Below are 17,851 nucleotides of genomic sequence, written 5' to 3' on the forward strand. Positions count from 1 at the left end.
CCTTTTAGTTTTTGAAATAGAAAGACTATTTCTTCATTTCTGCCATTTCTTTTTGATATTCGGCTTTCGCCAGTTCAAAACGATTGACTACATCGTGACTTGGAGCTTTATCTAGCAAACTAACAATCACAATGCTAAGCGCTGCCAGAATAAAGCCGGGAATAATCTCGTACAAACCTGTATCGCCCATATAATTTTTCCAGGCAATTACGGTTACTGCACCTACTACCATGCCAACAATTGCGCCATTGAGAGTCATGCGTTGCCAGAAAAGCGAGAAGATGATCAATGGACCAAACGCTGCACCAAAGCCTGCCCACGCGTAAGCCACTAGACCAAGAACTTTGCTGTTCGGATTGATTGCCAAGGAAATTGCAATCAGGGAAATCACAATCACCATGCCACGGCCAACCCAGATCAGTTCTTTTTGCGAAGCATTTTTACGCAGGAAACCTTTGTATAAATCTTCGGTAAGAGTTGTAGAACAGACTAGCAGCTGACAGCTTAAAGTACTCATAATCGCAGCCAGAATTGCAGCCAAAACGATGCCAGCCACCCAAGGATTAAACAGGATTTTGGTCAGTTCCATAAACACGGTTTCAGGATTCTGGTTCACGATCGCTGCAGCAGGTAAATCAGGATTTGCTGCAAAATAAGCAATTCCGATATAACCTGCAGACATTGCACCCACCAGACACAGGATCATCCAGGTCATACCGATACGACGTGCAGCGGGAATGGTTTTTACCGAATCTGCCGCCATAAAACGAACTAAAATATGCGGTTGGCCAAAATAGCCTAAGCCCCATGCCAAACTTGAAATAATCGCCACCATACTCAGACCTTCCAGCATATTGGATGCATGTGGACGGGCTGTTTCAAGCAATGTACCGACCTGTTGAGCATTATCACCCAATGCCAGATAGGTAATGATCGGGGTAATTAACAAGGCGAAAATCATCAAACCGGCCTGAAAGGTATCGGTCCAGCTGATCGCCAGAAATCCACCGATACACACATACAGAATCGTGGCAACAGCACCGAGCCAGAGTGCAGTGGTATAGTCCCAGCCAAACAGGCTTTCAAATAAGCGTGCACCTGCAACCATGCCGGAAGCACAGTAAATCGCAAAGAACACCAGAATTACGATTGCAGAGAGCAAGCGTAAAATCCGCTTCTTATCCGAAAAACGGCTGGTAAAATAATCGGGCAATGTCAGGGCATTGTTCTGGTATTCGGTGTGGGCACGCAGGCGGCCAGCCACCAGGAGCCAGTTCAGCCAGGCACCAATAATCAGACCAATCGCAATCCAGACTTCAGACAAGCCAGATAGGTAAATTGCACCAGGCAGACCCATCAGCAGCCAGCCGCTCATGTCGGAGGCGCCTGCCGAAAGTGCAGTTACTACACTGCCCAGACTTCGCCCACCCAGAATATATTCATCAAAATTGGACGTCGCACGATAGGCGTATAAACCAATTCCAATCATGGCGACGATATAAAACAGAAAAGTAATCAGTGTCGGGTTTAGCGAGCTCATAGGCAGAGTATCCTTAAATATTGCACATCATCATCCGGGATGATTTTTTGTACTGCGTTCACAGGGCAGTGATTCAAACACGGTTTAAAAATTACACTCTGTAACAGTTAAGCAGTTTTTATGTATGCTTTATGTAAATTTGTTTTTTTAAACAGGATAGTATGGAATTTGAAATAGCTGAACAAAGCCAAGAATAGTCTAATTTAGAGCTAAGGAGCTAATTTTTAATAAATAGTTAAAATCATTAAACTTTTGTTATTTTATTACACAAAGTTACAAAACTAACAGCAAATGCGAACTAGACATATTTTGTTGCAAATATTACTTAAAAGATTTCTATTTGTTTCTGACCACTCCGCGCATAGTGGAAGAGCACCATCAAGGTGCATCATCGCCAAGAGTAAAAAATATGGACAATATGCTTCAAATTGACTTGAACAGAATCGAACAGGATTTATTGGGTAAAAAACAGATTCCACAGCATAGTTATTATGGAATTCATACTATACGTGCGCTGGAAAACTTTCAGATATCAGGTTTAACTGTAGGACAGCAGTTACATTTTATTCGCGCTTTGGCACAAGTTAAAAAAGCGTCTGCACAAACCAATCTACATTTTCAGAAAATTTCAGAACAACAATGTGCAGTCATTCAGCAAGCCTGTGATGAGCTGATTCAACATCCGGAAAACTGGCAGGATGCTTTTCCACTGGATCCTTATCAAGGCGGAGCCGGGACTTCCATCAATATGAATGCCAATGAAGTGATTGCCAACCGTGCGCTGGAACTGATGGGGCATCGTAAAGGGGAATATCATATTCTGCATCCGAATGATCATGTGAATACATCGCAATCTACCAATGATGTCTATCCCACGGCACTGCGTCTAGCAACTTATACATGTTTAGATGAACTGCTCAATGTGCAAAAATCTTTGATTGATACTTTATATAGTAAGGCTACAGAATTTCAGTATGTGATCAAGATGGGCCGTACTCAATTGCAAGATGCCGTTCCTATGACTATGGAGCAGGAATTCCGCGCTTTTGCGACTTTATTAAAAGAAGATTTTAAGCTGATTGAGCAGATGCGTCAGTTATTGCTGGAAGTTAATCTGGGTGCAACAGCAATTGGAACTGGTGTAAATACACCAACGGGTTATGCCAAGCGTGCTGTAGAAACTTTGGCACACATTACTGGTCTGCCTTTAAAAGGCGCGGAAGATTATGTAGAAGCGACCAGTGATTGTGGCGTATTCATTATTCTGTCTAGTAGCCTGAAACGTCTGGCAGTCAAGTTGTCCAAAATCTGTAATGACTTACGTCTCTTAAGTTCTGGACCACGTACCGGTTTAGCAGAAATCCGCTTGCCAGAATTACAGGCAGGTTCTTCGATCATGCCAGCCAAAGTGAATCCAGTGATTCCGGAAGTGGTGAATCAGATTGCATTTCGGGTAATTGGCAATGACCTGACCGTGACCATGGCAGCGGAAGCTGGACAATTACAGCTCAATGTCATGGAACCTGTCATCGCGGTATCTTTAAATGAATCGATTCAATTGCTGACCCACGGTATGCAGACGCTACAGCAAAAATGTATTGCCGGCATTCAGGCCAATGAGCAGAACTGTTTAAGTGCCGTGATGCGCAGCATCGGTATTATCACTTTACTGGAACCACTGTTAGGGCATGCCATGTGTGATGAAATCGGAAAACAGTGTATTCGTGAAAATAAAACTGTGCCTCAAGTCGTACTGGAGCTGGGTCTGCTCAGTCAGGCTCAGTTAGATCAAATCTTTGCCTTTGAAAATCTGGTCTCAGAAGTACCTAGTGAGATCAATCAGTTAGAACAAGTGTCCTGAAGCTCTTAAGGCTTTGAATCACGATTTATAGGATCGTGCTGATTTTAACCATTTACCCCAAATCCAGTCTGTGGATTTGGGGTATTTTCATCTAGACTAGATAAATCCCACGATGAATTCGGAACATAGCATGTTTGATAAAATCAGCACTTTATTCAAATCAAATAAACCTTCTCCTGCACAGCTTTATCTAGAAGAAAATAATATTCAATATACCGAAGAAACTGGCTATATCGTAGATGGGATTAACCTGAATCAAGAGTTAGGTGAAAGACTAGAATATCTGTCTAACCGACGCATGAAAACATTTGATGATCTGAAAGAATTATATTTTACAGCCATGATCATTAATGAAAAAATTGATCTGGAAATTGCCAATCAACGTTTTAATTCAAGATTGGGCAATACTGAAGAAAACTTGCTGCAATTTAAAGTAATCGTAAAAAAGTTGAATGATTATTACCGAAATTTTCTGCGTGAGAAAAAATAGCATTTGAAGTGGAAAGAAACCATTATTTCCTGATAGCAAAGACTGCATAAAAATAACGAAATGCGCAGATACCATCGTGATAGTATAAGGGACATGTTGTTTAGACTTTAAAGCTATATACATGTTCCAACAAGAAATTTCCCAACTCAATTTAAAACAACTCAAAGCTGGTGAACGACGCTGGTTAGGCAACCTGCAGGGATCATCCACAGCATTATTGCTGAAGGAAATTGCCAAGCAGCATAAACAGTTATTTGTGATTGTGGCACGCAATAATCAGCACCTTGGTCAGCTGGAAAGTGAACTGGAATTTTATGGTATCAAGCCGACTATATTTCCAGACTGGGAAATTTTGCCTTATGACCGTCTCTCTCCGCATCAGGACATTGTCTCTGAACGTCTGGCAATTCTTTCCAATATGCCGCAAACCGGGGTGTTGCTGTTATCTGCTTCTACGCTGGCACAGCGTGTAGCACCAAGCTCATGGGTATTGGGTGAACACTTTGATATTCGTGTCGGGCAAAAGCTTGATCTGGAACAGCAAAAGAAAAAACTGATTCAGGCGGGTTACCATCTGGTTGATACGGTATATGACCATGGTGAATTTGCAGTCCGCGGCAGCATCATGGACATTTATGCCTCTGGTCAGGATGCACCGATCCGGATTGACCTGTTTGATGATGAAATTGAAACGCTGAAATTTTTTGATCCGGAAACCCAGCGCACTACGCAAACTTTAGAACAATTTACCGTATTACCAGCACAAGAATTTCCACTGAAAGAAGGGCGCGCCACTTTCCGGGACCGTTATGGTGAGCTGTTCCCGACAGCAAATCCCAAGAAAAACCCGATGTATCAAGATGTCATGGATGGTATTGCTTCGCCGGGTATTGAATTTTACATGCCGCTTTTCTTTAGTGCAGAAGCGATGCAAGCTCACAGCACTTTGGCTTCATACTTACCAAAGAATGGCATTGTCATTACAGATCGCGGTCTGGAAGAGTCATTAAACCAGTTTTGGGCTGAAGTGGTACGTCGTTATGAGGATCGCCGTCATAATGTGGATCAGCCAATTCTGCCTCCGGAAATGCTGTTTACCCAGACTAATCTTGTGCTGGAGCAATTGAACCAGTTTGGTCGCATTATTGCCTCTCAAGATGTTTTTGATGAAAAAGTGGGTGTGATAAATCTGGATACTCAGACACCGCCACGACTGCCGGTCGATCCGAAACGGGAAAAGCCATTCATCGAAGTTAAAAAATATATCGATGCAGCTAATCATCCTGTTCTACTCGTGGCTGAAAGTGCAGGTCGCCGAGAAACTCTAAAAGATGCACTGCGTCCAAGTCTGGGGGATATCCCGACTGTCGAGAATTTTGATGCATTTGTCGCATCATTACATGCGATTGCCATTACCAGTGCACCCTTAGAACGTGGTCTGGTTTTGACTGATCGTATCGCTGTGATTTCGGAAAACCAGCTCTATGAACATCGGGTGGTACAGCGCCGTCGCAAGCGTCAACAGGAAGTATCCGAAGAATTCCTGATTCGCAGTCTGACCGAGCTGACCATTGGTGCCCCAGTTGTACATATTGATTATGGCGTAGGGCGTTATGCCGGCCTGATTACCTTGAGTATTGACGATCAGGACCATGAATTCCTGCAACTGGATTATGCTGATGATGCCAAGGTTTATGTACCAGTCACCAATCTGCATCTGATCAGCCGTTATAGTGGTGGTGATCCTGATCTGGCACCACTACATAAGCTCGGAACAGATGCCTGGAGCAAAGCAAAACGTAAGGCACTGGAACAGATTCACGATGTCGCAGCCGAATTACTAGATATACAGGCACGACGTTCATCCAAGCCCGGGATTAGTTTTGAGCTGGATCAAAGCCTGTATATGCAGTTTGCCAGCGGTTTTGCCTATGAAGAAACGTTAGATCAAGCCAATGCCATTGAAGCAACTTTATATGACATGCAGCAGGCCAAACCAATGGATCGTCTGGTTTGTGGTGATGTAGGCTTTGGGAAAACTGAGGTCGCAATGCGTGCTGCTTTTGTGGCGGTGCAGAATAACCGTCAAGTCGCAGTTCTGGTCCCAACCACTTTGTTAGCACAACAGCACTATGAATCCTTTAAAGACCGCTTTGCGGACTGGCCAGTACGCATTGAAGTACTGTCACGTTTCGGTTCTTCTAAGGCACATACTAAAACGATTGACGACCTGGCAGAAGGCAAAGTGGATATTGTGATTGGTACACATAAAATTTTGCAAGAAAATGTCCAGTTCAAGAATCTTGGCCTGATGATTGTCGATGAAGAACACCGTTTCGGGGTGCGGGACAAAGAACGCATCAAGGCGCTACGTGCCGATGTAGATATGTTGACCCTGACCGCAACACCAATTCCCCGTACCCTAAATATGGCTTTTAGTGGTATGCGTGATCTTTCAATCATCGCGACACCACCAGCACGTCGTCTGGCAGTAAAAACCTTTGTGCAGGAACAGACCAATGACACCATTAAAGAGGCGATTCTGCGTGAATTGCTGCGTGGTGGTCAGGTTTATTTCCTGCATAACGAAGTGGATACCATTGACCGTGCTGCAGAAAGCCTACGTGAACTGGTACCAGAAGCGCGTGTCATTGTTGCCCATGGGCAAATGCGTGAACGTGAACTGGAGCAGGTCATGCAGCAGTTCTATCACAAGGAATATAATGTTCTGGTGTGCTCGACCATTATTGAAACCGGGATCGATGTGCCGAGTGCCAATACTATCATTATTGAACGTGCGGATAAGCTGGGGCTGGCCCAGTTGCACCAGTTGCGGGGGCGTGTTGGTCGTTCCCATCACCAGGCGTATGCTTATCTTTTGGTTCCATCGATCAAAGGTTTAAAAGGCGATGCTGAAAAACGCCTGGATGCGATTCAACGGGCTTCAAATCTGGGCGCGGGTTTTATGCTGGCAACCGAAGATCTGGAAATCCGGGGTGCAGGTGAACTCTTGGGTGAACAGCAAAGTGGTTCGATGCAGGCGATAGGTTATAGCCTGTATATGGAAATGCTGGAAAAAGCCACCAAAGCCATTCAAAAGGGCAAGACACCGAACTTTGATGCACCATTATCTTTAACGGCAGAAATTAATCTGCATATGCCAGCCTTGATTCCGGATGACTATCTGGGGGATGTACATCAGCGTCTGCTGTTCTATAAACGTATCAGTAATACCGATACCCAAGACAAACTCGACAATATCCGTATGGAGCTGATTGACCGTTTTGGTATTCCACCACAGCCAGTGAAGCAGCTATTTGCAGTACATCAGCTTCGTCTGAAAGCAGAACAGCTGGGCATTACCAAAATCGACATTGGCGGTCAGGGCGGGCATATCGAATTTGCTCCGGATACGCCAGTGCAGGCCATGAGTATTATCCAGATGATGCAGAAACATCCGACCTATTTCCGGATGAATGGCGGGCAACGTCTGAAAGTCATGGTCATGCTCGAAGACTATCAGAAACGTATTCAGTTTTTAACCGATTTGCTGGATAGCCTGCTGAAGGAGCTGCATTAAAAAGGTTTTAAAAAATAGGTCAGAAAAGGAATTCTGACCATTCGTTTAAATCGATGGCTAAGTCGCCCCTCAATGGAAAGAAAGTCTTGATTAATTTGTGTGATTCGGTAAAGTCTGAGTTGTGACCGAGTACATAACAAATCATCCAAATTTGTATTTAAACACATTGCTCACAATATTCAGCTAGCACTGGATATGTTAGTATTAGCCATCATTCTAATTTTGCATCATTTATAAAGATATGTTTAGTTTGCATCCTCAACTTGCTCAAGATACGTTTTTTGTAGGCGACTTTCCTTTATCAACATGTCGTTTGATGAATGATATGCAATTTCCGTGGTTAATCCTGATTCCACGTGTGCCGGGCATTACAGAATTATATGAACTTAGCCAGGCCGACCAGGAACAGTTCCTGCGTGAATCAAGCTGGTTGTCTAGTCAGCTTGCGCGTGTATTCCGTGCAGACAAAATGAATGTGGCTGCATTAGGTAATATGGTTCCACAGCTACATTTTCATCATGTGGTTCGTTACCAGAATGATGTGGCTTGGCCAAAACCAGTGTGGGGAACTCCTGCGGTTCCTTATAGCAGTGAAGTTCTTGCTCATATGCGTCAGACGTTAATGCTGGCTCTACGTGGTCAGGGAGATATGCCATTCGACTGGCGTATGGATTAATCTGATCCCATGCTGCAATCAGGCCTGTAAATTATACAGTGCTGCAAGGAGCAACTGAGTGCAAATAGACGATTGGGTACATAAAGAGCCGAAACAGTTTGAATATTTCCATCGACTGATGGGATATATCATGCTGTCGCTGGTCATCGTCGTTTTTCACTATACAGAGCCTGACACGCAGTACCAGATTTTTATCCCGTTTTTCTTTCTTGCGATTATACTGGCTCTGCCGAAGCTGTCGCGCTGGCTCATCTATCGCTACAATACTAGTATCAAGCGTAATGTCTTCTTTGTACTTGACATTGCTGTAATTGCAGTCATTCTTTCTGCAATGCATATGAGTCTGGTACTGTCTTTATTGGGACTGGTCGCATTGTTGTATACCGCAATCAGTAACAAAATTTCATTTCTGACGTTCTCATTGGCAAGCCTGATCGGTATTGCCATTTTTTATTTCTGCAATATTTTTATCTTTGGTTTTGGTGAATATTTTCAGCCAACCAGCAATGAGTTGACAGTTCTGGGCTTCCTTTGTCTGGTGACCTATTTTGGTGTAGGTAATTACTATCAAACCACGCGTGCACGTTATATGGCGCAGAAAAAGAATCATTATTATGATCAGATGAACCGCTATATGGAATTTGCCAACCAGCTGAGCCGTTATGCACCCTTGCAGCTGTGGCAATCAATTATGAAGGGTGAGTCTGAAGCCAAGATTGAATATAAACGTAAGAAACTTACCGTATTTTTTTCCGATATCCAGGGTTTTACGGAACTCTCTGAAACGCTGATTCCAGATGATTTGGCCTTCCTACTGAATGACTATCTCAGTCACATGACAGAAATCGCCAAGCACTATGAAGGCACGGTAGATAAATTCATGGGTGATGCGATCCTGATCTTTTTCGGTGATCCGCATTCTGATGGTGTTGAGCAGGATGCCAAAAACTGTCTGGATATGGCGATTGCCATGCGTCAGCAGATGAAAATCCTGCGTGAACGCTGGGTGAAAATGGGCTATCCACCGCTACATATTCGTATGGGTATTTCGACGGGGTATTGTCACGTTGGCAATTATGGCGCTAATCACCGTATGGCTTATACGATTGTGGGACGGGATGCCAACCTGGCAGCACGATTACAATGTGCTGCTGAAGTAAATGAAATCCTGATTTCTGAAGATACCCATACACTTATCAAGAATGACTATCTTTGTGCAGGAAAAAAACCAGTATTCCTGAAGGGGATTAAAGAGCCAGTACGTACCTGGCAGGTAATGGAGCGATTTACTTCAGAGAAAATTGATTATCAACGCTGGTTTGACTACGAATATAAAGGTTTCCATCTGTTACTTAATCTGGATGAAGTACAGAACTACGAATATCCTAAACTGGTGCATGTGCTTGAAAATATGATTAAGCGGATTCAGACCCAGCAGAAGATGACCAATTCACAAGGTATTGTAAAGTTAAAACTTGAAGATGAAGTCATTGAACATCTACCAGTGAGTACAGCAGAACCTGTGGTATTAGAAAAAGAGACTGAGAAGCAGGAATATGAAACCAGGTCAGATCAATCAGAAAAAAAGACCAGTCGCGCGAGTTAAGAAAAAACAATCACCATAAAGATCAGATGTAAAAAAACCACGCTCAAGCGTGGTTTTTTATGAAAATCGCTTAGTGATTTTCTGAAGCATGGTTGATGGTGTATTTCGGAATTTCAACTTCCAGATCTTCGTCCACCACTTTGACCTGACAAGACAAACGTGAATCAGGCTCAAGGCCCCATGCACGGTCTAACAGATCTGCTTCAACATCATTCATTTCTTCTAGGCTGTCAAAGCCACGACGCACAATCACGTGACATGTGGTACATGCACATGACATATCGCAAGCATGTTCAATCTTGATCCCGTTATTTAGCAGGCTTTCACATAAATTGGCATCTTGTTCAACTTCAAACTCAGCACCTTCAGGGCAAATTTGCGCATGTGGAAGAACTTTAATACGTGGCATAGTCTTTACCTTAAATTAGTTTGAGTTTGACCAGTCGTCGAGTTTAGTACCTTTCAGTGCTGCATCGATATGCTGGTTCATACGAGCAGCAGCAAATGCATCACTATGTATTTTAAGCTGTTCTACGGCAGATTCAATCGCTTTGATATCTGTACCTTGCAGCTCTTGTTCAAGCTTGGCTTGAGCAGCTTGCAGATCAGTAAGCTGCTGCTCACTTAACAACGCCTCATCCATTTTCAGGGCCTGAGTAAGTGCTTCGAGTTCACGTTGTGCTTCAACTTTGGTTTCCTGAAGATGACGCAGGTTTTTGTCTTCTTCAGCAAATTTATAACCTTCAAGCAGTAAACGCTCTGTATCTTCGCTCGATAAACCATAAGATGGTTTGATATCAATCTGTGCTTTTACACCAGATGTAGTTTCTTGCGCAGCTACGGTTAAAAGACCATCAGCATCCACCTGGAAAGTCACTTCAATACGTGCCTGACCTGCAGTCATTGGCGGAATACCGTGCAGCACGAAGCGGCCCAAGCTACGGCAATGCTCCACCAGATCACGTTCACCCTGAACTACATGGATCAACATCGCGGTCTGACCATCTTGATAGGTGGTGAATTCTTGACGGCGTGCCACAGGAATCGCGGTATTACGTGAAATTAGACGTTCTACCAGACCACCCATGGTTTCAAGACCTAGAGACAATGGTGTTACGTCTAATAACAATGAACCGTCGGTTGAATTACCAATCAATTGGTTCGCAGTAATCGAGGCACCAATTGCAACTACTTCATCCGGATTGATGGTACATAGAGGTTCTTGATTGAACACTTCACGCACTGCTTTCTGAACGGCATAGGAGCGGGTAGAACCACCTACCAGAACAACATTTTGAATATCATCCAGTTCCAGTTTGGCATCACGCATTACACGTTTACAAACGCTAATCGTTTTATCCAGTGCAATTTTAATGATTTCTTCAAACGTTGGACGATCTAATGTTAAGACATGATCCAGCAGTTTTAATTCTACAGACTCTGCATCAGAAAGCGCTTCTTTGGCTTTACGCGCAGCTGTAATGAAATGTGCATATTCAGCATCATTGAGGGTTTCAATATTCAGCTGTTTCTTGGCCCATTTTAGAATCAGACGATCCAGGTCATCACCACCCAGAGCAGTATGGCCACCAGTCGCTAATACTTCGAATACGCCTTGCGAGAAACGCAGGATAGATACGTCAAAAGTACCACCACCTAGGTCATAGATCACATAGTTGCGATCTGTACTGAGGTTAGTTTCCTGATCCAGACCATAAGCTACAGCAGCAGCAGTAGGTTCATTCAATAAACGAAGTACATTTAAACCGGCCAGTTGTGCCGCATCACGAGTTGCCTGACGTTGTGCTTCATCAAAATATGCAGGAACTGTAATGACAGCACCATTAATCTCATTTTTCAAGCTTGCTTCTGCACGGTCTTTCAGCTGTTTTAAGATTTGTGCTGAAATTTCGACGGGTGTTTTACGACCTTGAGCAGTTTCAAATGCTGGCATTTCATTCGCTTCACCCACTAAGGTATACGGGTGCTGGAATTTAATATCCGCTTGAGAACGACCCATAAAACGTTTTACAGAAACGATGGTATTCTTTGGGTCGGTCATTATGAATGGTGCAGCTTCATAGCCGTACTGAGTGCTTTGCTCTGCATAATGAACGATAGAAGGAAGTAACACACGTCCTTGTTCATCATTAAGTACTTTGGCTTTACCTGAAAGAACCGTGGCGACCAAAGAATGGGTGGTGCCTAAATCGATACCAATCGCAATGCGGTGTTCATGCGGTGCACTTGATTGACCTGGTTCTGCAATCTGCAAGAGAGCCATAGTGTTACATCCTTTGCACGTTAAATATTAAAGAGAGAAATTAAAAATCGTCATCGAGGTCAAAGCTGTCGTCATCGAGGAAACGGTCTTCCGCTTTATCGATATCGGCCATGACTTTGACAAAGAAGCGCAGTTTACGCACAGTATCGCGAGCCTCAGCCCAGTCTTCCTCTTCATAATCTATTTTGAATTCACGCACCAGACCATCAATCCACTGTTGAACTTCAACTTTCAAGGAAGATAAATCTTCTGCTGAAGCTGCATCATCAAGCTGCTCACGAATTTCAAGCGCATCTTGCAGGAACTCAAAATCACTGATGGACTGATCTAGATGATAATCCTGTTTTTTCAATGAAAGTAAGTAAGCAGCGCGACTATCCACGGCCGACAAAACCTTATATGCCTGATTGATTTCACTTGATTTGATCAGGGCCTGGTCTTTGTCTGCAGCTTTATCTGGGTGATATTGTTGCTGTAACTTTAAAAATTCAGCTTTTAAAGCAGCTGAATCAATATCAAGTGCGACAGGGAGGTTGAACAACTCAAAATGATTCATGGGAGATTGGATCCACGATTAATATGCAAATTAACTGCAATGTACAGCTAAAAATTACTGCCTAAATGCAATTAAAACAGTGTAGATGACACTGTTTTAATGCTGCAAGGATAAATGTACGCTAATGATTAAGCCTTATACAGTGAAGGATTCACCGCAGCCACATTCACCTTTTTTGTTCGGGTTGTTAAATTCGAAGCCTTCGTTCAGACCATTTTTTACGTAGTCCATCTCCATACCTTCGAGATAAACCAGGCTTTTCGGGTCAACGAAAACTTTAACACCAAACTGTTCAAATACTTCATCATGTGTATCAGCGTCATCGACGAATTCAAGCACATAAGCCAGACCAGAACAGCCTGAAGTTTTCACACCAACGCGAATGCCTTCACCCTTACCACGATTTTTCAGGTAATTGCTGATATGAGTTGCAGCATTTTCAGTTAAATGGATCATGAAAACTCCGTTAATCTTTCTTCAAAAATACACGTCAGCAATTAAGCTTTCACTTTTTTGCTACGATAATCTTCTACAGCAGCTTTAATGGCATCTTCAGCAAGTACAGAACAGTGTACTTTTACTGGAGGAAGAGCAAGTTCAGTTGCAATATCAATATTCTTGATCGCTTGAGCTTCGTCCAGAGTCTTGCCTTTTAGCCACTCGGTTACCAGTGAGCTAGATGCAATTGCTGAACCACAGCCATAAGTTTTAAAACGTGCTTCTTCGATTACACCTTCATCATTCACTTGAATCTGAAGACGCATCACGTCGCCACATGCTGGTGCACCCACCATGCCTGTACCTACATTTTCTGCATTTTTGTCTAAAACACCAACGTTACGTGGGTTTTCGTAATGGTCAATTACTTTTTCGCTATAAGCCATGTTGCTTCTCCAAACCTCGGGGTCAGCCTAATATTAAATATGGGGATTAAAAAACTTTTATCAATGAGATAACAACATAAATGCTGTTATCCCAAGAGCAAAATTAGTGTTCGGCCCATTCAACTGTAGAAAGGTCGATACCTTCTTTGTACATATCCCAAAGCGGAGAAAGTTCACGTAACTTCTCAACAGCAGCTTTAGTGACTTCAAGTACATGATCAATATCTTCTTCAGTGGTGTATTTACCAAAGCTAAAGCGGATTGAGCTGTGTGCAAGTTCGTCTGATAGGCCCAATGCACGTAGAACATAAGACGGTTCTAGTGTTGCAGAGGTACATGCTGAACCTGAAGATACTGCTGCATCTTTCAGAGCCATCATTAGTGATTCACCTTCAACAAAGTTGAAGCTCACATTCAGGTAGTTCGCAACGTTATAAGTTTCGTGGCCATTCAGGAATACCTGTTCAAGGTCACGTAAACCATTCCAAAGTTTGTCACGAAGTACACGTAAACGCGCTTGTTCAGAATGCAAGTTTTTACCTGCAAGTTCAAATGCTTCACCCATACCTACGATCTGATGAGTCGCAAGCGTACCAGAACGCATGCCACGTTCGTGACCGCCACCATGCATTTGTGCTTTCAGGCGTACACGTGGGCTACGACGTACGAACAGGGCACCGATGCCTTTAGGACCATAGATTTTGTGTGCAGAGAAGCTCATCAGGTCGACTTTCAGTTGAGAAAGGTCGATTTCAACTTTACCTGCAGCCTGTGCAGCATCTACGTGGAAGAAAATTTTCTTGGCACGAGTGATTTCACCAATTGCAGCAACATCCGTTACGGTACCAATTTCGTTGTTTACCATCATCAGGGAGACAAGAATGGTATCTGGACGAATTGCAGCTTCAACCATGTCTGGGGTGATTAAACCAGTTTTTGGTTGTGGTTCCAGATAAGTAATTTCAAAGCCTTCAGACTCTAACTCACGGCATGTATCCAAAATTGCTTTATGTTCAATTTTAGACGTAATAATGTGTTTACCTTTAGATGCATAGAACTGAGCTACACCTTTTAGGGCAAGGTTGTCAGATTCAGTCGCACCAGAAGTCCATACGATTTCACGTGGGTCAGCTTTGATAAGGTTAGCTACCTGTTCACGTGCGTATTCAACTTTTTCTTCCGCTTGCCAGCCGTATGCATGTGAACGAGATGCAGCATTACCGAAGGTACCTTCGAAAGTTAAGCATTCCATCATGCGTTCTGCAACTTGAGGGTCTACAGGAGTGGTTGCTGCATAGTCAAGATAAATCGGACGTTTCATGTCAAATACCTGTAACCGATAAAAGAGCTGAATCAAAAGATGCTGAATTTTGGCGTAGTGAAACGGTTTGAACGTTGTCACGTGCTACGAGGTCAGCAAGCGAGATTTTTGCGAGATAATCGGCAATGTGGTGGGAGAGTTCCTGCCATAAATCGTGAGTCAAGCACATCGCACCATTCTGGCAATTGCCTTTATGGTCGCAGCGAGTAGCATCAACGGTTTCGTTTACAGCTTCAATGATTTCTAACACAGTGATGTCTTGAGCATTACGCGCCAGATGATAACCACCATTGGCACCACGGACACTTGAAACTAAGCCATGACGTTTTAGTTTCGCAAATAACTGCTCAAGATAGGCAACGGAAATAGTTTGACGAGCTGCAATTTCAGCAAGCGTGATCGTTTGTTCAGTTGGCTGCAAAGCTAGATCAAGAAGAGCAGTCACTGCGTAGCGACCGCGAGTGGTTAAGCGCATGATTCGATACACATGGTTAGACTAGATGTGTCGATTTTAAGAATCCTGACTAAAATAGTCAAGTTTTTTTATTATGCAAAATGAAACGTTAAATCGTACCAAAAAGAAGGCTTTATTAAGCAAGCCAATTATATACTAATAACGTAATTAAACCTACGGTAATAAGACCAAAGATTATATTAATTTGCTTCTGACGACGTTGCATGCGTCGAATCCGGTTTTCATACTGCTTAACTTCCACTTGCAGGGTATTAATTTTAGAACGTTGCTGGTCAATTTTATCTAGAAGTGGGGCCAGACGATTACGTGAAGTAACGACTTCAGACTCGTCTCTCGGTTCATACAGCCACTGTTTCCAGTCAGCAAGCAGTTTCGGCAGGGCAAACAGGGTCAGCAGATCACGGAATTCGTCTTTCAGGATCTGATTGCCATCAATACGCATAGCCTTAATGCTGCGACGATTGCCAAAAATAAAGATTTTGATCAGATCGGACAGATTAGTACGCACATCAAGGTCAATGATCTTATTTGGCGCTTTATGGTCAAATAGCAGACCCTTATCGGTAAACTGCACATAAAAGTCGAAATAAGGAATATAACTATTAATCTTAATAGCAATATTTTCATCAATAAACTTTTTAGCTTGTAATGCAACAACGCGATCATGTTTTAGAATAAAAGTGAAAATCGTTTCTAAAACAATTAAAGTCATTGTCAGCAATAAGTGCGGCTGCTTTTGACTTTGCTGCGATTCGCTCATAGATACAACCAATCCTTTCCTGAAAAATTTGAAATATAAAGCATCCTGCCTAATTGATATTTCAGGGATTAAACTTAAAACATGAAATAAATTGCTTTGTAGAACAGTTTAGCAAAACTGGCAAGTATTAAATTTGGTAATATGCTGTAATTTTGTAGATTTCTATATAAAATTTGCATAGAAAATAATCAGGAGGCGTGCACATGGACAAATCTGAAGCGGCACAGGATGCAATTCCGGAAACAGAACAAAAAACATCAAAAGCTAAGTTGAGATCAGGATCAGAGCGTAAGTCGGTCCTTGACTTTCGAAAATATACCAAACAAATCTGGCTGGCTGGACTGGGTGCATTCTCTCGCGCCGAAGAAGAAGGCAATAAATTATTCGACTCTTTGGTCAAGGTGGGAGAAGAGCTAGAATCCAAAACGACTGACATTGCCGACCAAACTGTCGAAAAAGTCTCAGAAAAGGCCAAAGAGTCTGTCACAGATACCAAAGATAAAGTTGAAAAATTAATTGATCACTCTGTTCATCATTCCTTGAATCGTATAGGATTAGTGACGCTGAAGGACGTACAGCATCTAGAAAAACTGATCCTGCAGCTGCATGCTAAAGTCGATCAGTTGATGGAAGAACAGGGGAAAATACAGGATGAATTGTCTAAAAAATCACAACGAAAGTGACTTTATTCATTATTCAATGTTTTTTTCGCTTATTTTTTAAAAAAAAAGAGGTCGAAGAGTATTGCGTTTAGCCCTAAACCATTGTTATAAAGTCGCTATGGCAATTTAAACAAATTCTTGGACCTTAAATAAACGATATTAAGAGGACGTAATTTTCATGAATAAATCAGAATTAATTGATGCAATTGCAGAGAAAGGGGGATTATCTAAGGCTGACGCTGGTAAGGCTTTAGATGCTACAATTGCTTCTGTTACTGAAGCGCTTAAATCAGGTGATACAGTTACTCTCGTTGGTTTTGGTACTTTCGGCGTTAAAGAACGCGCTGCACGTACTGGCCGTAACCCACAAACTGGTGCTACGCTAGAAATCAAAGCAAGCAAAGTACCTAGCTTCAAAGCTGGTAAAGGCTTGAAAGACGCTGTAGCTTAATCGCCAACAGCAACCAAACGCGCCTCACTAGGCGCGTTTTTTATTGATTAATTAAATAGTCAGGATTAACACATTCATTCAGTGGGTTTTTTCGGGTAAAATCCCATGCAAATAAAATATTGGAATACTTATGGAATCTTTTCGTAAAGTTATTAAGGGTTGGCTGGGCAAGGTCTTGCTCGTTCTGTTTTTGACCCCTTTAGCGCTTGTAGGTATTGAAGGATATTTTAGTGGTGGGAACAAAGATACAGCCAAGACGGTAAATGGCACAGATATCTCTAAAAAAGAATTGGAATCTCTGACAAAATCATTTAAAGAACAATATCTCAGTTATGCCAATGGCGATGAAACATTATTAAATCAGGCATTCATTGATCAAAAAGCTATGGATACGCTGGTTGCACGTACAGTTTTGCTCCAACAAGCTGAAAACTTGGGCATCAGTCTCAGTGATCAGCAAATTGAGCAAATGATTGCTCAGCAACCGAGTTTCCAGCAAAATGGTCAGTTTTCAAATGCGCTCTATGAAAACTATTTGCGCTCTGTAGGCATGAATAGCCAGCAGCTGATTGCAAATCTACGCACCGACCATGCTCTTAAAATGTTGTCATCTACATTTATTGACTATCCATTGGTTAGTAAACTGGAAATTCAGCAGATTGCTGACTTACAGACTGAACAGCGTCATGTGCATATTGCCAGTGT

The 17,851-nt window shown here is 42.6% G+C and carries 17 protein-coding genes; 8 read left to right on the plus strand and 9 right to left on the minus strand.

The window, feature by feature from the left end:
* Positions 1 to 25: 25 nt before the first annotated feature.
* Positions 26 to 1,540, minus strand: coding sequence for a sodium/proline symporter PutP (gene putP, locus B3D47_RS10990; RefSeq protein WP_008305250.1), 1,515 nt, complete (start codon positions 1,538 to 1,540; stop codon positions 26 to 28).
* A 409-nt stretch (positions 1,541 to 1,949) separates the two neighbouring features.
* Here putP and B3D47_RS10995 point away from each other — a divergent pair, with 409 nt between their 5' ends.
* The 5 genes from B3D47_RS10995 to B3D47_RS11015 all read left to right on the plus strand — a co-directional run bounded on the left by B3D47_RS10995 (position 1,950) and on the right by B3D47_RS11015 (position 9,753).
* Positions 1,950 to 3,401: an aspartate ammonia-lyase gene (locus B3D47_RS10995; RefSeq protein WP_286862016.1), complete on the plus strand. Its 1,452-nt coding sequence runs from the start codon at positions 1,950 to 1,952 to the stop codon at positions 3,399 to 3,401.
* A 130-nt stretch (positions 3,402 to 3,531) separates the two neighbouring features.
* A complete protein-coding gene (locus tag B3D47_RS11000) occupies positions 3,532 to 3,891 on the plus strand; it encodes a hypothetical protein (protein WP_163166196.1) in 360 nt (119 codons plus the stop codon).
* 121 nt (positions 3,892 to 4,012) lie between these two features.
* On the plus strand, positions 4,013 to 7,471 hold the full coding sequence (gene mfd, locus B3D47_RS11005) for a transcription-repair coupling factor (RefSeq protein WP_286862019.1): 3,459 nt from the start codon (positions 4,013 to 4,015) through the stop codon (positions 7,469 to 7,471).
* A gap of 241 nt (positions 7,472 to 7,712) precedes the next feature.
* Complete coding sequence (locus B3D47_RS11010) at positions 7,713 to 8,147, plus strand: HIT domain-containing protein (protein WP_004894486.1); 435 nt, start codon at positions 7,713 to 7,715, stop codon at positions 8,145 to 8,147.
* Positions 8,148 to 8,205: 58 nt separating this feature from the next.
* Positions 8,206 to 9,753, plus strand: a complete 1,548-nt coding sequence (locus tag B3D47_RS11015; protein WP_286862021.1) for an adenylate/guanylate cyclase domain-containing protein — start codon at positions 8,206 to 8,208, stop codon at positions 9,751 to 9,753.
* 70 nt (positions 9,754 to 9,823) lie between these two features.
* Here the strand turns inward: B3D47_RS11015 and fdx are convergent, their stop codons facing one another.
* From fdx to B3D47_RS11055, 8 genes are all read right to left on the minus strand, one after another.
* Positions 9,824 to 10,162 (minus strand): ISC system 2Fe-2S type ferredoxin, encoded by a 339-nt coding sequence (fdx, locus tag B3D47_RS11020; RefSeq protein WP_004812732.1) that lies wholly within the window; start codon positions 10,160 to 10,162, stop codon positions 9,824 to 9,826.
* Positions 10,163 to 10,177: 15 nt separating this feature from the next.
* Positions 10,178 to 12,037, minus strand: coding sequence for a Fe-S protein assembly chaperone HscA (gene hscA / locus B3D47_RS11025; RefSeq protein WP_248603859.1), 1,860 nt, complete (start codon positions 12,035 to 12,037; stop codon positions 10,178 to 10,180).
* Positions 12,038 to 12,077: 40 nt separating this feature from the next.
* A complete protein-coding gene (hscB, locus tag B3D47_RS11030; RefSeq protein ID WP_004812736.1) occupies positions 12,078 to 12,593 on the minus strand; it encodes a Fe-S protein assembly co-chaperone HscB in 516 nt (171 codons plus the stop codon).
* A gap of 135 nt (positions 12,594 to 12,728) precedes the next feature.
* A complete protein-coding gene (gene iscA / locus B3D47_RS11035; protein ID WP_004812739.1) occupies positions 12,729 to 13,049 on the minus strand; it encodes an iron-sulfur cluster assembly protein IscA in 321 nt (106 codons plus the stop codon).
* Positions 13,050 to 13,090: 41 nt separating this feature from the next.
* A complete protein-coding gene (gene iscU, locus B3D47_RS11040) occupies positions 13,091 to 13,477 on the minus strand; it encodes a Fe-S cluster assembly scaffold IscU (protein ID WP_004812740.1) in 387 nt (128 codons plus the stop codon).
* A 103-nt stretch (positions 13,478 to 13,580) separates the two neighbouring features.
* Entirely contained in the window at positions 13,581 to 14,798 is a 1,218-nt protein-coding gene (locus tag B3D47_RS11045; protein ID WP_004812743.1) for an IscS subfamily cysteine desulfurase, read from the minus strand.
* Position 14,799: 1 nt separating this feature from the next.
* A complete protein-coding gene (locus B3D47_RS11050; protein ID WP_004812744.1) occupies positions 14,800 to 15,273 on the minus strand; it encodes an Rrf2 family transcriptional regulator in 474 nt (157 codons plus the stop codon).
* 115 nt (positions 15,274 to 15,388) lie between these two features.
* Positions 15,389 to 16,033 carry a hypothetical protein gene (locus tag B3D47_RS11055; RefSeq protein WP_004812747.1) on the minus strand — a complete coding sequence of 215 codons (645 nt, stop codon included), beginning with the start codon at positions 16,031 to 16,033 and terminating at the stop codon, positions 15,389 to 15,391.
* Positions 16,034 to 16,236: 203 nt separating this feature from the next.
* Between B3D47_RS11055 and B3D47_RS11060 the strand changes: the two genes are divergently transcribed.
* The 3 genes from B3D47_RS11060 to B3D47_RS11070 form a co-directional block, all read left to right on the plus strand.
* On the plus strand, positions 16,237 to 16,716 hold the full coding sequence (locus B3D47_RS11060) for a phasin family protein (protein ID WP_163166186.1): 480 nt from the start codon (positions 16,237 to 16,239) through the stop codon (positions 16,714 to 16,716).
* Positions 16,717 to 16,873: 157 nt separating this feature from the next.
* A complete protein-coding gene (locus B3D47_RS11065) occupies positions 16,874 to 17,146 on the plus strand; it encodes an HU family DNA-binding protein (protein ID WP_004279807.1) in 273 nt (90 codons plus the stop codon).
* Positions 17,147 to 17,276: 130 nt separating this feature from the next.
* Positions 17,277 to 17,851 (plus strand): SurA N-terminal domain-containing protein (locus tag B3D47_RS11070; protein ID WP_286862027.1); only part of this gene is annotated, 575 nt, incomplete at its 3' end.

Origin of the sequence: Acinetobacter sp. UBA3461, from assembly GCF_002381195.1 — a bacterium.
GTDB lineage: Bacteria > Pseudomonadota > Gammaproteobacteria > Pseudomonadales > Moraxellaceae > Acinetobacter > Acinetobacter schindleri.

Excerpts from the sequence above, each read along its gene's own strand:
- B3D47_RS11065 (WP_004279807.1), top strand. The coding sequence starts at position 16,874 with ATGAATAAATCAGAATTAATTGATGCAATTGCAGAGAAAGGGGGATTA.
- B3D47_RS11060 (WP_163166186.1), top strand. The coding sequence starts at position 16,237 with ATGGACAAATCTGAAGCGGCACAGGATGCAATTCCGGAAACAGAACAA.
- mfd (WP_286862019.1), top strand. The coding sequence starts at position 4,013 with ATGTTCCAACAAGAAATTTCCCAACTCAATTTAAAACAACTCAAAGCT.
- iscA (WP_004812739.1), bottom strand. The coding sequence starts at position 13,049 with ATGATCCATTTAACTGAAAATGCTGCAACTCATATCAGCAATTACCTG.
- hscA (WP_248603859.1), bottom strand. The coding sequence starts at position 12,037 with ATGGCTCTCTTGCAGATTGCAGAACCAGGTCAATCAAGTGCACCGCAT.
- B3D47_RS11055 (WP_004812747.1), bottom strand. The coding sequence starts at position 16,033 with ATGAGCGAATCGCAGCAAAGTCAAAAGCAGCCGCACTTATTGCTGACA.
- fdx (WP_004812732.1), bottom strand. The coding sequence starts at position 10,162 with ATGCCACGTATTAAAGTTCTTCCACATGCGCAAATTTGCCCTGAAGGT.
- B3D47_RS11010 (WP_004894486.1), top strand. The coding sequence starts at position 7,713 with ATGTTTAGTTTGCATCCTCAACTTGCTCAAGATACGTTTTTTGTAGGC.
- hscB (WP_004812736.1), bottom strand. The coding sequence starts at position 12,593 with ATGAATCATTTTGAGTTGTTCAACCTCCCTGTCGCACTTGATATTGAT.
- putP (WP_008305250.1), bottom strand. The coding sequence starts at position 1,540 with ATGAGCTCGCTAAACCCGACACTGATTACTTTTCTGTTTTATATCGTC.
- B3D47_RS11045 (WP_004812743.1), bottom strand. The coding sequence starts at position 14,798 with ATGAAACGTCCGATTTATCTTGACTATGCAGCAACCACTCCTGTAGAC.
- iscU (WP_004812740.1), bottom strand. The coding sequence starts at position 13,477 with ATGGCTTATAGCGAAAAAGTAATTGACCATTACGAAAACCCACGTAAC.
- B3D47_RS11050 (WP_004812744.1), bottom strand. The coding sequence starts at position 15,273 with ATGCGCTTAACCACTCGCGGTCGCTACGCAGTGACTGCTCTTCTTGAT.
- B3D47_RS11000 (WP_163166196.1), top strand. The coding sequence starts at position 3,532 with ATGTTTGATAAAATCAGCACTTTATTCAAATCAAATAAACCTTCTCCT.
- B3D47_RS10995 (WP_286862016.1), top strand. The coding sequence starts at position 1,950 with ATGGACAATATGCTTCAAATTGACTTGAACAGAATCGAACAGGATTTA.